The sequence below is a fragment of the Corynebacterium liangguodongii genome (genome assembly GCF_003070865.1).
Classification (GTDB): domain Bacteria; phylum Actinomycetota; class Actinomycetes; order Mycobacteriales; family Mycobacteriaceae; genus Corynebacterium; species Corynebacterium liangguodongii.
Genome location: NZ_CP026948.1, coordinates 1,547,775 through 1,562,932, shown reverse-complemented (window position 1 = coordinate 1,562,932; position 15,158 = coordinate 1,547,775). Strand labels below are relative to the sequence as shown.

12 protein-coding genes are annotated in these 15,158 nt (G+C 68.2%); 9 read left to right on the top strand and 3 right to left on the bottom strand.

The genetic code is table 11. From position 1 onward, the window contains the following. Positions 1-116: 116 nt before the first annotated feature. Positions 117-1,493, top strand: a complete 1,377-nt coding sequence (locus C3E79_RS07495) for a DNA polymerase IV (protein WP_108404353.1) — start codon at positions 117-119, stop codon at positions 1,491-1,493. A gap of 75 nt (positions 1,494-1,568) precedes the next feature. Here the strand turns inward: C3E79_RS07495 and C3E79_RS07490 are convergent, their stop codons facing one another. After that, positions 1,569-2,498, bottom strand: a complete 930-nt coding sequence (locus C3E79_RS07490; RefSeq protein ID WP_108404352.1) for an asparaginase — start codon at positions 2,496-2,498, stop codon at positions 1,569-1,571. Between the two features lie 83 nt (positions 2,499-2,581). Here C3E79_RS07490 and C3E79_RS07485 point away from each other — a divergent pair, with 83 nt between their 5' ends. Then, positions 2,582-3,163 (top strand): WKL family lipoprotein, encoded by a 582-nt coding sequence (locus tag C3E79_RS07485; protein ID WP_235840589.1) that lies wholly within the window; start codon positions 2,582-2,584, stop codon positions 3,161-3,163. A gap of 9 nt (positions 3,164-3,172) precedes the next feature. Here C3E79_RS07485 and C3E79_RS07480 read toward each other — a convergent pair whose 3' ends face one another. Both C3E79_RS07480 and C3E79_RS07475 read right to left on the bottom strand, forming a co-directional pair. Continuing rightward, entirely contained in the window at positions 3,173-4,849 is a 1,677-nt protein-coding gene (locus C3E79_RS07480) for an ABC-F family ATP-binding cassette domain-containing protein (RefSeq protein ID WP_108404351.1), read from the bottom strand. Between the two features lie 4 nt (positions 4,850-4,853). Beyond that, the gene (locus C3E79_RS07475) at positions 4,854-5,759 is read right to left on the bottom strand and encodes an oxidoreductase (protein WP_146183377.1); all 906 of its coding nucleotides are present in this window, start codon (positions 5,757-5,759) and stop codon (positions 4,854-4,856) included. A 102-nt stretch (positions 5,760-5,861) separates the two neighbouring features. Between C3E79_RS07475 and lspA the strand changes: the two genes are divergently transcribed. The 7 genes from lspA (at position 5,862) to dnaE (ending at position 15,137) form a co-directional block, all read left to right on the top strand. Further along, the gene (gene lspA, locus C3E79_RS07470) at positions 5,862-6,386 is read left to right on the top strand and encodes a signal peptidase II (RefSeq protein WP_108404349.1); all 525 of its coding nucleotides are present in this window, start codon (positions 5,862-5,864) and stop codon (positions 6,384-6,386) included. Continuing rightward, on the top strand, positions 6,376-7,302 hold the full coding sequence (locus tag C3E79_RS07465) for an RluA family pseudouridine synthase (RefSeq protein ID WP_108404348.1): 927 nt from the start codon (positions 6,376-6,378) through the stop codon (positions 7,300-7,302). Before lspA ends, C3E79_RS07465 begins: the two co-directional genes overlap by 11 nt. Further along, the gene (locus C3E79_RS07460; protein ID WP_108404347.1) at positions 7,299-7,823 is read left to right on the top strand and encodes a hypothetical protein; all 525 of its coding nucleotides are present in this window, start codon (positions 7,299-7,301) and stop codon (positions 7,821-7,823) included. The genes C3E79_RS07465 and C3E79_RS07460 overlap by 4 nt, the downstream gene beginning before the upstream one ends. 101 nt (positions 7,824-7,924) lie before the next feature. Then, complete coding sequence (locus C3E79_RS07455) at positions 7,925-9,526, top strand: efflux RND transporter periplasmic adaptor subunit (protein WP_108404346.1); 1,602 nt, start codon at positions 7,925-7,927, stop codon at positions 9,524-9,526. A 22-nt stretch (positions 9,527-9,548) separates the two neighbouring features. Next, on the top strand, positions 9,549-10,274 hold the full coding sequence (locus C3E79_RS07450) for an ABC transporter ATP-binding protein (RefSeq protein ID WP_108404345.1): 726 nt from the start codon (positions 9,549-9,551) through the stop codon (positions 10,272-10,274). A 4-nt stretch (positions 10,275-10,278) separates the two neighbouring features. After that, positions 10,279-11,541 (top strand): ABC transporter permease, encoded by a 1,263-nt coding sequence (locus C3E79_RS07445; RefSeq protein ID WP_108404344.1) that lies wholly within the window; start codon positions 10,279-10,281, stop codon positions 11,539-11,541. 35 nt (positions 11,542-11,576) lie between these two features. Further along, a complete protein-coding gene (dnaE, locus tag C3E79_RS07440) occupies positions 11,577-15,137 on the top strand; it encodes a DNA polymerase III subunit alpha (protein WP_108404343.1) in 3,561 nt (1,186 codons plus the stop codon). Positions 15,138-15,158: the final 21 nt, after the last annotated feature.

Genomic DNA, 15,158 nt, shown 5'->3' with positions numbered 1-15,158 from the left:
ACTCGGACGGGTCAACTGGTGGGTGCTTAGCCTAAACCCAGAGCAAGTTCGGGGTGTCCGAGTTGAGGCGGAAGGGGTCGGTCGCGCCCCCCGACGCCCGCGATACCCTGGTCAGTATGGACCGCTGGGTGCTGCACATCGACATGGACGCGTTCTTCGCCTCCTGCGAGCAGCTCACCCGCCCGACGCTTAGAGGCCGCCCGGTGCTCGTCGCCGGGGTGGGCGGGCGCGGAGTGGTCGCGGGCGCCAGCTACGAGGCCCGCGCCTACGGGGCCCGCTCGGCGATGCCGACGCACCACGCCGCGCGACTGGTCGGCCCGAAGGCGGTGCTGGTGGCGCCGAGGAAGGCGGTGTACTCGGTGGCGTCGAAACGCGTCTTCGAGGTCATTTCCCGCCGCGTCGACGTGCTCGAGCGCCTCTCCATCGACGAGGCCTACATGGAGCCGCAAGAACTCCAGGGCGCGACGCCAGGGGAGGTGCGCGAGTGGGCCAACCGGCTGCGCGCGGAGATTAGGGAGGTCACGGGCCTGCCGTCGTCGATAGGCGCGGGTAGCGGCAAGCAGTACGCGAAGATCGGCTCCGGGCAGGCCAAGCCGAACGGGGTGTTCATCATCCCGCGCGAGCGGCAAGACGAGATCGTCGGGCCGCTGCCGGTGGGCGAGCTGTGGGGAGCCGGCCCGGTCACGCAGGGCAAGCTGGCGGCGGTGGGGGTTAAGACCATCGGGGAGCTCGCCGCGCTGTCCGAGCGGGAGGTGGAGATCACGCTGGGAGGGGTCGTGGGCAAGCAGCTGTGGCGGCTCGCCCAGGGCATCGACGAGCGCGAGGTGCGGCCTCGCGCCGAGGCGAAGCAGGTCTCGGCCGAGCACACCTACCCGCGCGACCTGCACACGGCGGCGGAGGTGGACGCGGCGTTGCGGCGGGCCGCCGAGGCAGCGCACGAGCGGCTGCTTCGCGACGGCCGCGGCGCGCGCACCGTCACCGTAAAGCTGCGCATGGCGGATTTCCGCATCGAGTCGCGCTCGCTCAGCCTGCCGTACGCCACCGACGACGCCGAGACGTTGACCGCCATCGCCTTCAAGCTCGTGCGCTACCCGGGCGAGGTCGGCCCGATCCGGCTCGTCGGCGTGGGCTACTCCGGGCTGGAGGAGACCCTGCAGGACGTTCTGTTCCCGGAGCTGGATCGCGAGGTCGCCCCCGGCGGCGCAGAGGCGGACTTCGAGGTCGGCGTGAGCGACCACGAGGCAGGGGAGGCCGCGGCGCCGGACGTGGGGGAGGCCGAGGGGTGGCGCGCCACGCAGGACGTCTTCCACCCCGATTACGGCCACGGCTGGATCCAGGGCGCGGGCCACGGCTGGGTCACGGTTCGCTTCGAGACGCGCGAAACGGGCCCGGGCCGCGCGGTGAGTCTGCGCGAGAGCGACCCGGATCTGCGCCCGGCCGACCCGGTGGACTCCCTGGCCTGGGGGGACTGGCTGGATGGGGATTCAGCCTAAACCCGGACACCCCGAACCTGCTCGGGGTTGAGGGTGAGGAGCCGCGGGTTTACCCTTCCGGGTTGAGGGCGAGCGCTAGAGCAGCGCCCGTGGGTCGGTGCCGGTGGCGATCGCGGTGGCGAGTGCGATGCGGGCCTGGCCGGCGCGCAAGTAACCCGCGGGAAGCGCGCCCGCCGCACCGAGGGAGGCCCCGCCGCCAGCGCCGCCGTAGGAGAACGCGACCTCACCGAAGGGCACAGAGGTGGCCACCACCACCGGGATACCCGCGGCGACGGCCCGGCCCACCGCGGCGCCCATCTCGTCCGAGACGTTGCCGGAGCCGAGCGCCTCGACGACGATGCCGTCGGGGCGCCTGGAGGCCACCCAGTCCAGCAGCGCGGCGTCCGCGCCGGGCCACGCGCGCACGATCGGCACGTCTATCCCGGCCAGCGGGGCGCGCTCCACCGCCGCCGGGCGCGGCAATGTCAGCGGCGCGGTCAGCGCAAAGGCGCGGCGGGCGGCGGTATCGATCTTCTGCAGCCCGCGCGCGGCCAGCGTGTCGCCGCCGAAGTGCACAAACACCCCGTTGCCGCGGGTCAGCGGGTCCGCGGCGAGCTCGATGGCGCGGCGCAGGTTGGCCGGGCCGTCGGCGCTGCCGTGGTCGGCGGGCAGCTGGGCGCCGGTGAGCACGACGGGGCGCGGGTCGGAGTGGATAAGGTCGAGCGCGAGCGCCGTCTCGGCCATGGAGTCGGTGCCGTGGGTGATGACGATGCCGGTGACGAGGGCGTCGCCAAGCGCCCTGCTCACGAGCGAAGAGAGCGTATCGATATCGCCGAGCCCCATCGCCGAGGAATCGAGCCGCGCGGCGTCGAACACGCGCACCGGCTCGTCGGCGTCCGCGCGCCGGGTGAGCTCTTGGGCGTCGAGCGTGGGCACGAGGGCGCCCGAAGGGTCGGTCGTGGAGGCGATGGTGCCGCCGGTGGAAATAACGAGGACGAACGTGTCGCCGGGCTGGGGAGAAGTCATGACTACTAGAGTGCCGGTTGGGGTTTGTTGTTATAAAACGGTAACCTTGGCCAGATTACACCCGCACAAAGGAGACGTGAGAAGTGAACGCAAGGAACATCGCCGCGGCCGTCGTGGCCCTGGGCGCAACCATGGGCGTAGCCGCCTGCTCCAACGAGGCGGAGACCACGCCGTCGGAGACCTCCACCGTCGCCTCGTCCGCCGAGGCCGCGCCCGCCGCCGAGCTGCCAAGCGCCGCGGACCTCAACGGTGTCCTCGCGCGCGCGACCGACCCGGCCGTGCCCATGGAGGAGCGCGTCAACACCGTCCAGGGCGGCGAGACCGCGCCCGAGCTTTTCGACGTCATGGCCCAGTCCCAGCAGCAGTCCGGCGCCAACTTCCACGTCGTCGACCCGGTCCTGCCCGGCTACGAACCCAACTCCGTGCTCGCGACGGTAAGCTTCAACCAGCCGGAGCAGGGCGCGCAGCTCGCCGACAACGTCGAATTCGTCTTTGAGAACGGCTACTGGAAGCTCTCCAAGACCTGGGCTTGCACCCTGGTCACCCACGCCCTGCCGCCCGAGCAGGTCCCGCCGATGTGCCAATCGGCAGCGCCGGCCGAGGGCGGGGCACCGGCGCCCGCTCCGGCCGAGGGCGGGGCACCGGCGCCCGCGCCGGCGCTGTAGGCAGCGCCGCTACTCCCGCCAGACCTCCTCGGTCCACAGCGTCGAGAGCGTGAGCACCCGCGCGCGGGAATCTCCGCGAGCGATGCGCTCGCGCCAGCGGCGCCGGAGCCAGCGGTCGTGGCTGGTGATGATCGCGGTGCCGGAAAAATCCAGTAGCGCCTCTTCCAGCTCCTCGGCGAGGACGAGGGAGAGGTGGTTCGTGGGCTCGTCGAGCAAGAGGAGGTCTGGCGGGGTGGCCAGGATCATGCCGAGGGAGACGCGGCGGCGCTGACCGAGGGAGAGATCGGCTAGCGCAGTGGCCGCCTGCTCCTCGCTCAAGAGCCCGAGCTCGACGAGGGAGGGGGTGCGCGGGGCGTAGACCTCCGCGGCGGTGCGGCCGAGGTCGGACCACGCATCGTCCTGCTCAAGGCGGGCGATCGTGATCTCCTCCGGAACGACGAGCTCGCCGCCGAAGTGCTTGAGGGTGCCGTCGAGGATTTTCAGCAAGGTCGACTTACCCGAGCCGTTCGGCCCCTCCACTAGCAGCTGCTCGCCGGGCTGTAGCTTGAGGTCGAGCGGTGCGAGCCGCCCGTCGACCTCAAGCCCCTTGGCCACCACCGCGGGCACGCCGAGGCTCGTGGCCGTGTGCGGCGGTAGGCCGCGGAACGTCAACCGGGCGGGGGGAGGAGGGATCTCCGCGCGCTCGAGGGCCTCGAGGCGGGACTGCGCGGAGCGCCTCCTGGCGCCTACGGTCTTTGCGGCCCTGTCGGCGTAGAACTTCGCCGCCACCCTCGTCTCGCTCTTGTTCTCCTCGGAGTGGAACACATCGTCCGAGCCCTGGGCAGTGGCCTTTTCCAGCCGCTCCCGCTCGTGTTCTTGGGCGGCGTAGTCGCTGGCCCAGCGCTCGCGGCGGGCATGGCGGGCCTTGAGGTAGTCGCTGAAGGTCCCGGTAAACCGCGCGCCTTGGCGCGTGTCCTCACCGTAGCCGCCCTCTGCGCCGAGGGCGGGGTCGAGGTCAACCAGCCCGTCGCAGGCCGCGTCGAGGAAGTAGCGGTCGTGGGAGGCGACGAGCACCGGGCCGTTAAACGCGTCGAGCTCGCCGACGAGGAAGTCCACGGCGGCGTCGTCTAAGTGGTTGGTCGGCTCGTCGAGAACCATCGCGTCGACGGGGCGCAGCAGGAGCGTGGCCAGGGCGAACCGGCGGCGCTGCCCGCCGGACATCTCGCCGAGCGGGGTGGTAAGAGCCACGCCATCGAGGCCGAGGCCGGCGAGCACGGAGGCGATGCGCGCGTCGAGCTCCCACACCCCGGAGTTCTGCGCGCGGGCGAGCGCCCGGTCGAAGTCCGCGGCGAGCACCGGTGAGTCCGGCTCGGCGGAGAACTTCTCCGACAGGGTAGCGATGTCGCGCTCGATGTCGCGGAGTTCGGCGACTGCGGCGTCGATAAGCGCGGAAGCGGGCTCGCTGAAGGGCAGCGAGGTTTCTTGGGCGATAAAACCCGTGCGCGGCGGTGTGACCACGCGCCCGCGCGCGGGGGCGAGCGAGCCGGAAATGATGCGGAGCAAGGTGGACTTTCCGGCCCCGTTCTCGCCGATCAAGCCGGTGACGGAACCCGAGGGGACGGCGAAGGAGACGTCCGTGAGCACCCGGCGGCCGCCGGGGTAGGCGAAGGACACGCCGTCGAGTCCGATGTGCAAAGGTGCGACCACGGTGTCACGCTCCGTATTCGATTCCGCGGGAGATGTCTTGGACCACGCGCAGATCCCCGCTCGGGCCGGCGTAGACCACCCGGGTTGTTGAGGAGACCTGCCCGCGGGTGGGCAGCGCGCGGCCAAGGTCAACCTCAATGCTGCCGCGCGAGGTTGTCGATGCGCCCTCGACAAAGAGGGACTGGCCGTCCAGCGCGCCAGAGTCCCCGTTGTCAATGCGCAGCGTCGAGGCGGCCGGGCGCTGTTCCACCTCGACGTCGAGGCCCACCGTCTCGCCCTCGCGCCGGGTGAGCGTGTAGGTCGTGGTGCTCACGAGAGAAGAATCCCCGGTGACCCGGTTGGTCACCGTCCACGACCCGCCGACCCCGACGGGCTGGTCGGGAAAGACGACAGCGGCGGAGACGAGGGCGAGCAGGGCCGATTCGACCCGCTCGCGATCCGCCTCGGCGGAGCCTTCCGGCGCGTAGACCTTCACCGTGTCGATGGCTCCCTGGACAGAGCCCCGCCACGCCAGAGCAAACCCCTCGGCCGAGCCCGCGTCGCCGCCGGCGCCGACGGTGATATCCACACGGCGCGCCGCCTCGTCCTCGCCCTTCCCGGGCTTGGGGGCGGGGCCCGCCGTGGCGGTAAGCGGCACCACGACCCGGTCGGGGGCCTGCGCCGAGGGGGCAGCGGCGTCAACCTCCGCGGCAGGCGCGAGACGTTGCTCGATGCCGTGGGAGACCGCCACGGTGCTCTCCCACTCTGGGGCGGCGGAATACTCCACCGGCTGCGGGTCCGTGCCGGGGGAGAGGAGGGTTACGGTGGGGGCGTCGACGGCAAAGGCGGGGACCTCCGCAAGCGGGTCCTGGGCGGGGGCCGAGCACCCTGCGAGGGCCAGCGCCGCGGAGGCGGCCAGAGCGGAAGTCAAGCGCCGAATCATCACACATCGAACCTACCTCACCCCGCGCCTTACCCCGTGGACGCCGAAACTCATTGTCGAGGGGGGAGACGGGCTAGAGTAGTGAAGACAATGGAGGAAACAACACAAACTCGAGGCCGGTGGAGCTGGTTCATCCTCGGCATTATGGCGGCCGTTGCGGCCGCGGACCAGGTGGTCAAGCAGCTCATGCTCAGCCAGCTCGAGCCGGGCGTGCCGGTCTACCTCATCGGCGACTGGTTCCGCCTCTACCTCCTGTTCAACCCCGGAGCGGCCTTCTCCATGGGGCAGGGATCGACGTGGATCTTCACAACGATCCAGCTAGCCTTCGTTCTCGGCGCGCTCATCGCTGCACCGCGGATCACGGGGCGCTTCGAGGCGCTCGGGCTCGCGCTGATCGCCGGGGGTGCGCTGGGCAACCTCCTCGATCGCCTCTTCCGCGAGCCCGGCTTCTGGTTCGGCCACGTTGTCGACTACATCTCGGTGGGGAACTTCGCCGTGTTCAACATCGCGGACGCCGCGATTACGACCGGTGTGGCCGTCTTCGTCGCGGCGGTGTTCGCCTCCGAGTACGCCGCCGGGCGCACCGAGAAACGGGGGCAGGCCGATGTCGGGTGAGTACCGCGCCCTCCCGATCCCGGAGGGGCTCGATGGGCTGCGCGCGGATGCCGCTGTGTCCAAGCTCTTCGGGCTCTCGCGCAGCGCGGCGGCAGACATCGTCACCGCCGGGGCAGTGCTTATCGACGCCACACAGGTCTCCAAATCCGACCGCGTGCGCGCCGGGGCGCTGCTCGAGGCAACGCTGCCCGACCCCAAGCAAGCCCCCATGCCGAAGGCGGAGCGCGTCGATGGGCTAGAGATCCTCTACCACGACGACGACGTCATCGCGGTGGATAAGCCCGTCGGCGTCGCCGCCCACCCGACGCTGGGGTGGGAGGGGCCGACGGTCGTCGGCGGGCTCCAGGCCATGGGCTACACGCTTCCCGACGCCGGGCCGCCCGAGCGCAAAGGCATTGTCCAGCGCCTCGACGTGGGCACCTCCGGGGTCATGGTCGTGGCAAACAGCATCCAGGGGTATTCGGTGCTCAAGAGGGCCTTTAAGGAACGCACCGTGGAAAAGACCTACCATGCGGTGGTCCAGGGGCTGCCCGACCCGATCGTTGGCACGATCGACGCGCCGATTGGCCGCCACCCGTCTTCCGGGTGGAAGTTCGCGGTGACGACGAGCGGGCGCCACGCCGTGACCCACTACGAGCTTATCGAGGCCTTCCGTGAGGCCAGCCTGCTCAAGATCCACATCGAGACGGGGCGCACCCACCAGATCCGCGTGCACTTCTCCGCGGTCGGGCACCCCTGCGTGGGGGACCCGATGTACGGCAGCGATCCCACCCTCGCCGCACGCGTCGGCCTTACGCGGCAGTGGCTCCACGCCGCGACGCTGGGCTTTACTCACCCGCGCACCGGCGAGTTCATGGAGGTCTCCTCACCCTACCCGGAGGACCTCAACCGGGCGCTGGAGGTGCTGCGCGGGTGAGGAAGGCCATCGCGTTGCTCTGCGCCGTCGCCCTCGCCGCCGGCGGGCTCTATGCCCTCGGCCTCGCGGCGGCGCCGGAGCCGACCTACCAGGGAGACCACCTCGGCATGGAGCCGGAGGACACGCCGGAGGAATACCTGGCGCGCGTGGGGGCGTCGATACGCGAAGACGCCCCGCCCTCGTTCGCGCTCGTGAGCTTCGAGCGCGAGAGCAGCTTCGAGGCGGCCGCCGCAGCGCTGCGCCCGGCGGGCAGAGTCAGCGCGATCGTATTCGACGCGGTAGCGCCCCGGGCAGTCCCCGAACCCACGGGCGGCGAGGACCGGGCGGACGTCTTCGCGCGCGAGGCCCGCAGGCTAGCGGCGAGCGGGGAAAAGAGGGACGGCGTTATCGGTGCCGTCGTCTACGCGCCGGGCGAGGAGCTTGCTCGCATCCGAGGGGAAGCGGGGGTCTTCGCCGTCGAGGCCTTGCCGGCGGACGCGGCATGGGGGTCCTTCGCTATTGCGCCGGTGCGGCCGCAGTAGCGCCGCTGCCAGGGGGCGAGATGCGCCGGCGGAGTGTATAGTCTGGACGAGTTAGATTCGTACGACTTTGCCGCCGCGCGAGGCACCCGTGAGGAGCATCATTGGTATCTGTCCCTGGACCCGATTCCACCGTCAACCGGCCCGCTAAGCGTGCCCTTGCGGCGCTCGCCGCCGCGGCGTTGCTGTGTACTTCCGCGTGCGGGGTCGGCGGCGGCGAAGAGAAGAAAAAAGAGGGGCTCGCCGCGGGCGACTACACGGTGGCCGCGGCCGATGACGTGCGCAACAGCGTCGTCGTCAACGGCAACGTCGGGCCGATCCGCTCCATGAGCGTGACCACCGCGCTGCAGTCCCCGGTTCTCCGCGTTGCCGTGGGCACCGGGGATCGGGTCAGCGTCGACCAGTTCCTCCTAGAACTTGACTCCTCCGCCGCCGAGCGCCAGCTCGAGCAGCAGCAAGCCCAGCAGGCGAGCGCGCAGGCCGACGCGGTGGCCGCGGCCCAAGATGCCCAGGCTCAGCTCGACGCCGCCCGCGATCAGATCAACCGCGGCGTCCACCCGGCGATCGCGCAGGCCCAGGCGGCCGTGAACCAGGCGCAGGCGGCCTACGACGCCGCCGTCGCGGGCGAGGCGCCGGTGAAGATGGACGCCTCAGCTAACCAGATCAAACGCCTGCTTGGCCAGCTCGGATCGGGCGGCGGTGCGCCCGATCCCGCCCCGCAGCCACCAGCCCCGGCACCGGCTCCCGCACCGGCCCCGGAGGCCCAGCCCGCCCCCGCGCAGCTCCCGCAGGTCGACCCCGCGCAGGAGGAGGCCGCGCGCCAGGCGAACATCGCCCAGGCGTCCGCGGCGCTCCAGCAGGCCCAGGCGCAGCTGGATGCCGCCTACACCCAGGCGGCGCAGGAGCGCGACGCGCTTAAGCGGCAGGCGGATTCTGCCTGGCGCAAGGCGGATCTCGCCGGCACCAGCGAGGGGGACGGCTCGCTGGAATACCAGGTGCAATCGGCAACCGTCACGGCGCCGATGGCCGGCCTGGTCACCAGCGTCGATGTCAAGGAAGGCGACGTCCCGCAGGGCAAGCTCGTAACCATCGCGGATGATTCCCGCCTCATCATCCACACGAAGGTGCGCGAGAGCGACATCCCGAACATCGCTAACGGCAACCGGGTGACGTTTACCTCCACGGCGACGGGCGATAAGGAATTCCAGGGGCGGGTCTCCTGGATCTCCCCGGTCGGCTCCTCCGACGAGGTGCCCGTCCAAGGCGGCGGGAAGAAGTCCGACGGAGCGGTGATGTTCCCCGTCGATATCGAGGTCACCGGCGATAAGGCGGGCCTACTGCTCGGCGGCAGCGCGCGAGCCGAGATCATCACCGACGAGGCGCCCGATGCGTTGTCGGTGCCTCTCGACGCCGTCTTCGATGACGGCGGGAAGAAGAAGGTGTTGGTGCTCGCCGCCGGCGAGGGCGAGAACCGCGGGACCGTGGAGGAGCGCGTGGTGGACACCGGCGCCGAGAACGACGTCGACGTTGCCGTGACCGGCGGCGAGCTCAAGCCGGGTGAGATCGTGATCAACTGGCCGGACCAGTACCGCGACAAGGTCGGCGAGGCGGTATCCATTACTGACCCGAACTTCAAGCCGGAGGACGTCGCCGCGGCCCGCTCGGGCGCGGACAAGGGCGGCACGAGCGAAAACAAGGCGCGGTAGCGTGGGTACTCCAAACGCGTCGATGGCCGAGTCCGGCCTGCTTATCGACATGCGGCGAATCGTCAAAACCTACAACCCGGGAGAGCCGAGCGAGGTGCGCGTGCTCCATGGCATCGACTTCTACACCGAGCAGGGAGAATTCGTCTCCATCGTCGGCCCTTCCGGCTGCGGCAAGTCGACCCTGATGAACCTCATCGGCATGCTCGATCGGCCCACCGAGGGTGCCTACGCGTTCAACGGCGAGCCCGTCTACGCCAAACAAGACAAGGAGCTGGCGAGCTACCGCAGCCAAAACATCGGGTTTATCTTCCAAAACTTCAACCTCATTGGGCGTATCGACGCCCTGCAAAACGTCGCCATGCCCATGATGTACGCAGGGGTGGACAAGGCGGAGCGCGAAGAGGTCGCCGCCGAGCTTTTGGGCAAGATGGGGATGGGGGATCGCCTCAACCACTTGCCCAACGAGCTCTCGGGCGGGCAAAAGCAGCGCGTGGCCATCGCGCGCAGCCTCGCCAATGACCCGGATCTGCTGCTTGCTGATGAGCCCACCGGCGCCCTCGACTCCCGGACCGGCCGGATGGTCATGGACCTCTTCCACGAGCTCCACGAGGACCTGGGCAAGGCCATCGTCTTTATTACCCACAACCCGGAGCTTGCCGAGGAGACCCAGCGGGTCGTCGAGATGATGGACGGCCACGTGGCCAAGGTCCGCCGGCCGCAGCCCGTCGCCCCGGCGGGGGAGGTCTAGCGCTATGGATATTCGCGAATCGATCCGCCTGGCCGCATCCAGCCTGAACAACAACAAGCTGCGTTCCTTGCTCACGCTGCTGGGCATCATCATCGGCATCATGGCCGTGATCATCATCATGACCCTGGGCGCGGGCCTGCAAAACCAGGTCATGTCCTCCATCGAGGGCGTGGGGGCGACCAACCACGTTGTCATGGTGCACGAGCGGCCCAAGGACGGCGCCGAGACGATCCCAGGGATGGGTGAGCCTCCGACCGAGGAACAAGATCAGGTCTCTTTCGATCAGATTGCGCAGATGCGCGAGCACTTCGGGCCGCGGATCCAGGGAGTTGACGTGGAGAACTCCGTCTCCAACACCGGCGAGATCACCGCGGGGGAGGCCAAGGAGACCGCCACCATCTCTGCTGCCCTGGCGGACACGCTGGCTATGCGCAATAAAAACGTCCAGTTCGGACGCGGGTTTAGCGGCGAGGACATCTCCCAAGGCAGGCCGGTCACGGTGGTCTCTTCCGCCGTGGTGGAGAGCATGTTCGGCGGGGACGCCCAGGGCGCGCTCGGCGAGCGCATCGATGTGACCGTCGGGTCGAACACCGCGGTGTTCACCGTCGTCGGCGTGCTGGAGAACGAAGGAAACTCCGGGATGTTCGGCGCCTCCCCGGCGGCCGAAATGTTCATACCGCTTGAGGCGTCCGACCGTGTAGGGGAGAAGGTCGACGCGCTCGATAGCTTCTCAGTGCAGTCGCGTCCCGGGGAGGACACCACTGCGTTCCAGTCGGAGCTGCAGAACTACGTCAACCGCTGGTACGAGCACAACGAGGACTACGAGATCACGGTCATTGACTTGTCCAAGGGGCTCGAGGAGCTCACGAACGTCTTCGGGATCATCTCCAAGGTTCTCTCCTCGATCGGTGGCATCTCGCTCGTAGTCGGCGGCATCGGGGTGATGAACATCATGTTGATTACGGTGACGGAACGCACCCGCGAGATCGGCATCCGTAAGGCGCTGGGGGCGACCCAGGCGGATATCCGCACGCAGTTCATCGTCGAGGCGATCTTGGTGTGCCTCATCGGCGGGGTGATCGGCATCGTGCTGGGCTCGGCCATCGGAATGGCCGCCACCGCGGCGTTTGATGCCTTCGTCGCGCCCCCGCTCGGCGCGGTCCTCATGTCTTTGGTATTTTCTCTGGCCACGGGGGTGTTCTTCGGGGCATACCCCGCGTCGAAGGCGGCGAAGATGCAGCCTATTGACGCATTGCGCTACGAGTAAGACCCCCGGTTGACGCGGGGGATAGGATAGCCCGCATGGCCAAGAATTCCTCCTTCGTCCACCTGCACAACCACACCGAGTTCTCCATGCTCGACGGGATGGCAAAGGTGGACCTGCTCGCCGAGGAGGTCGCGCGGCAGAACATGCCGGCCGTTGGCATGACGGACCACGGCAACATGTTTGGCTCTAACGCGTTCTACCGCAAGATGGTCTCCGCCGGGATCAAGCCGATCATCGGCATCGAGGCATATATGGCTCCGGAGTCTCGCTTTAACAAAAAGCGCGTCACGTGGGGCACGCCCGATCAAAAGAGTGATGATGTCTCCGCCTCCGGCGCCTACCTCCACCAAACCATGCTGGCGGAGAACGCGACCGGTCTGCGCAACCTGTTCAGGCTCTCCTCCCTGGCCTCGTACGAGGGCCAGCTGGGTAAGTGGCCGCGTATGGATGCCGAGCTTATCGCCGAACATGCAGACGGCATTATTGCCACCACGGGCTGTCCCTCGGGGGACGTGCAGACCCGCCTGCGGCTCGGGCAGTTTGACGCCGCGCTGGAGGCGGCGGCGATGTGGCAGGACATCTACGGCAAAGATAACTACTTCCTCGAGCTGATGGATCACGGCCTGCACATCGAGCGGCGGGTGAGGGAGGATCTGCTCAAGATCGGCGAGATCCTCGAGCTTCCGCCCCTGGTGACAAATGACTGCCACTACGTGCTGGAATCTCAGGCCCCGGCCCACGAGGCGATGCTGTGCGTGCAAACCGGCAAGACGCTCATGGACCCGGACCGGTTCAAGTTCGACGGCACCGGCTACTACATCAAATCCGCCGCCCAGATGCGGGAGACCTGGGACTCCATGGTCCCCGACGGCTGCGATAACACGCTGTGGATCGCGGAGCGGGTCGGCGACTACTCCGAGCTGTGGGAGGAACACCCCTACGACCGCATGCCTATTGCGGACGTGCCCGAGGGCGAGACGCCGACGACGTGGCTGCGCAAGGAGGTCATTCGCGGCCTGGAGGATCGGTTCCCCGGCGAGGAGGTTCCCGCGGACTACATCGAGCGGGCGAACTACGAGGTCGACGTCATTGACATGAAGGGCTACCCGTCCTACTTCCTCATCGTCGCCGAGCTGATTAAGCACGCCCGCGAGGTGGGCATCCGCGTCGGCCCGGGCCGCGGCTCGGCCGCAGGTTCGCTGGTGGCCTACGCGCTGACGATTACCAACATCGACCCGATGGAGCACGGCCTGCTCTTTGAGAGGTTTTTGAACCCGGAGCGGCCCTCCGCACCCGATATCGATATCGACTTCGACGACCGCCGCCGCGGCGAGATGATCACTTATGCCGCCGAGCGGTGGGGCGAGGACAAGATCGCCCAGGTGATCACCTTCGGCACGGTGAAGACGAAGCAGGCGATTAAGGATTCCGCCAAGGTCAATTTCGGCCAGCCCGGGTTCCAAATGGCCGACCGCATCAACGGGGCGTTGCCGCCGGCGATCATGGCCAAAGACATCCCCCTATCCGGCATCACCGATCCCGAGCACGAGCGCTACTCGGAGGCGGCGGAGGTGCGCTCTCTCATCGAGACCGACCCGGATGTGGCCAAGATCTACGAGACGGCCCGCGGCCTCGAAGGGGTCGTGCGCCAGGCGGGCGTGCACGCCTGCGCGGTGATCATGGCCTCGGTGCCCCTGATGGACCACATCCCGATGTGGAAGCGCCCCGCCGACGGGGCGCTCATCACCGGCTGGGATTACCCGGCGTGCGAGTCCATCGGGCTGTTGAAGATGGACTTCCTCGGGCTGCGCAACCTCACTGTGATCGGCGACGCCCTCGAGAACGTCGAGAAGAACCGCGGTGAGTCCATCGACCTCGAGGGCCTCGACGTCGACGACCCGGCCGTCTACGAGCTGCTCTCGCGCGGCGACACCCTCGGCATCTTCCAGCTCGACTCTGGCGGCATGCAGGAGCTGCTCAAGCGCATGAAGCCGACCGGGTTTAACGACATCGTCGCCTCGCTCGCCCTCTACCGTCCAGGCCCGATGGGCGTGAACGCCCACTGGGACTACGCCGATCGCAAGAACGGGCGCAAGCCGATCACCCCGATTCACCCCGAGCTCGAGGAGCCGCTCAAGGAGATCCTCGATGAGACCTACGGCCTCATCGTCTACCAGGAGCAGATCATGAGGATCTCACAGAAGGTGGCTAACTACACCGCCGGCGAGGCCGACGGGTTCCGCAAGGCGATGGGTAAGAAGAAGCCCGAGGTGCTCGCGCAACAGTACGAGAAGTTCTCCGAGGGCATGTTCTCCAACGGGTTTTCCAAGGCGGCGGTTGACGCGCTGTGGGGCACGATCGAGCCGTTCGCCTCGTACGCGTTTAACAAGTCCCACGCGGCCGGCTACGCGCTCGTGTCCTATTGGACGGCCTACCTCAAGGCGAATTACACCGCCGAGTACATGGCGGCGCTTCTCACCTCGGTGGGAGACAAGAAGGACAAGTCCGCCATCTACCTCGCGGACTGCCGCCACCTCGGCATTAGCGTGCTGCAGCCTGACATCAACGAGTCGGAGGAGAACTTCGTCGCCGTCGGCGAGGACATCCGCTACGGGCTCGCCGCGGTGCGCAACGTCGGTGTCGAGGTGGTGGAATCCATCAAGGAGACGAGGCGCACCAAGGGCGCCTTCCGCAGCTTTTCGGACTACCTGGACAAGATCGACCTGCTTGCGTGCAACAAGCGCATTACGGAATCGTTGATTAAGGCCGGAGCGTTTGACTCGCTGGGCCACCCGCGCAAGGGGCTGATGCTGATCGAGGAAGACGCCGTCGATTCGGTGCTCACGACAAAGAAGGCCGCGGATAAGGGGCAGTTCGACCTCTTCGCGGCGCTCGGTGGGGGCGACGGCGGGCAGCAGACGGCGTTTTCCATCGAGGTGCCCGACGACGAGTGGGACCGCAAACACCTGCTCGCCTTGGAGCGCGAGATGCTCGGCCTGTATGTTTCCGGCCACCCGCTCGACGGGTTCGAGGCGGCTATCGAAGCCCAGACGGACACCCATCTCACCGACATCTTGGGCGGGGAGCTGCCGAATAAGGCGGAGGTGACCATTGGCGGGCTCATCTCCAGCGTGGATAGGCGCTACTCCAAGAAGGACGGCTCGCCGTGGGCTATCGTCACCATCGAGGACCACCACGGCGCGCAGGTCGACGTGTTGCTGTTTAACAAGGTCTACTCGCTGGTGGCGCCGCAGATCGTGGAGGACAACATCATCCTGGTCAAGGCGCACGTCTCGATTCGCGACGACCGCATGAGCCTCTTTGGCGACGACGTGAAGGTCCCCGATCTAGGACCCGGTGGCGGCGCCGGGCTGCCGCTGCGCCTGACCATGCGCACCGAGCAGTGCACGGTGGATAACATCCGCAAGCTCAAGGAAGTACTCGCCGCGAACCCGGGGGACTCCGACGTCTACCTAAACCTCGTGCACGGCGACCAGTCCCAGCTCATGGTGCTGGGCGATCACCTGCGGGTGGAGCGCTCGGCGAGCCTGATGGGCGACCTCAAGGCGAACCTGGGCACAGGGATTATCGGGTAGCGCCCCGTGCCCTAGCCGGGG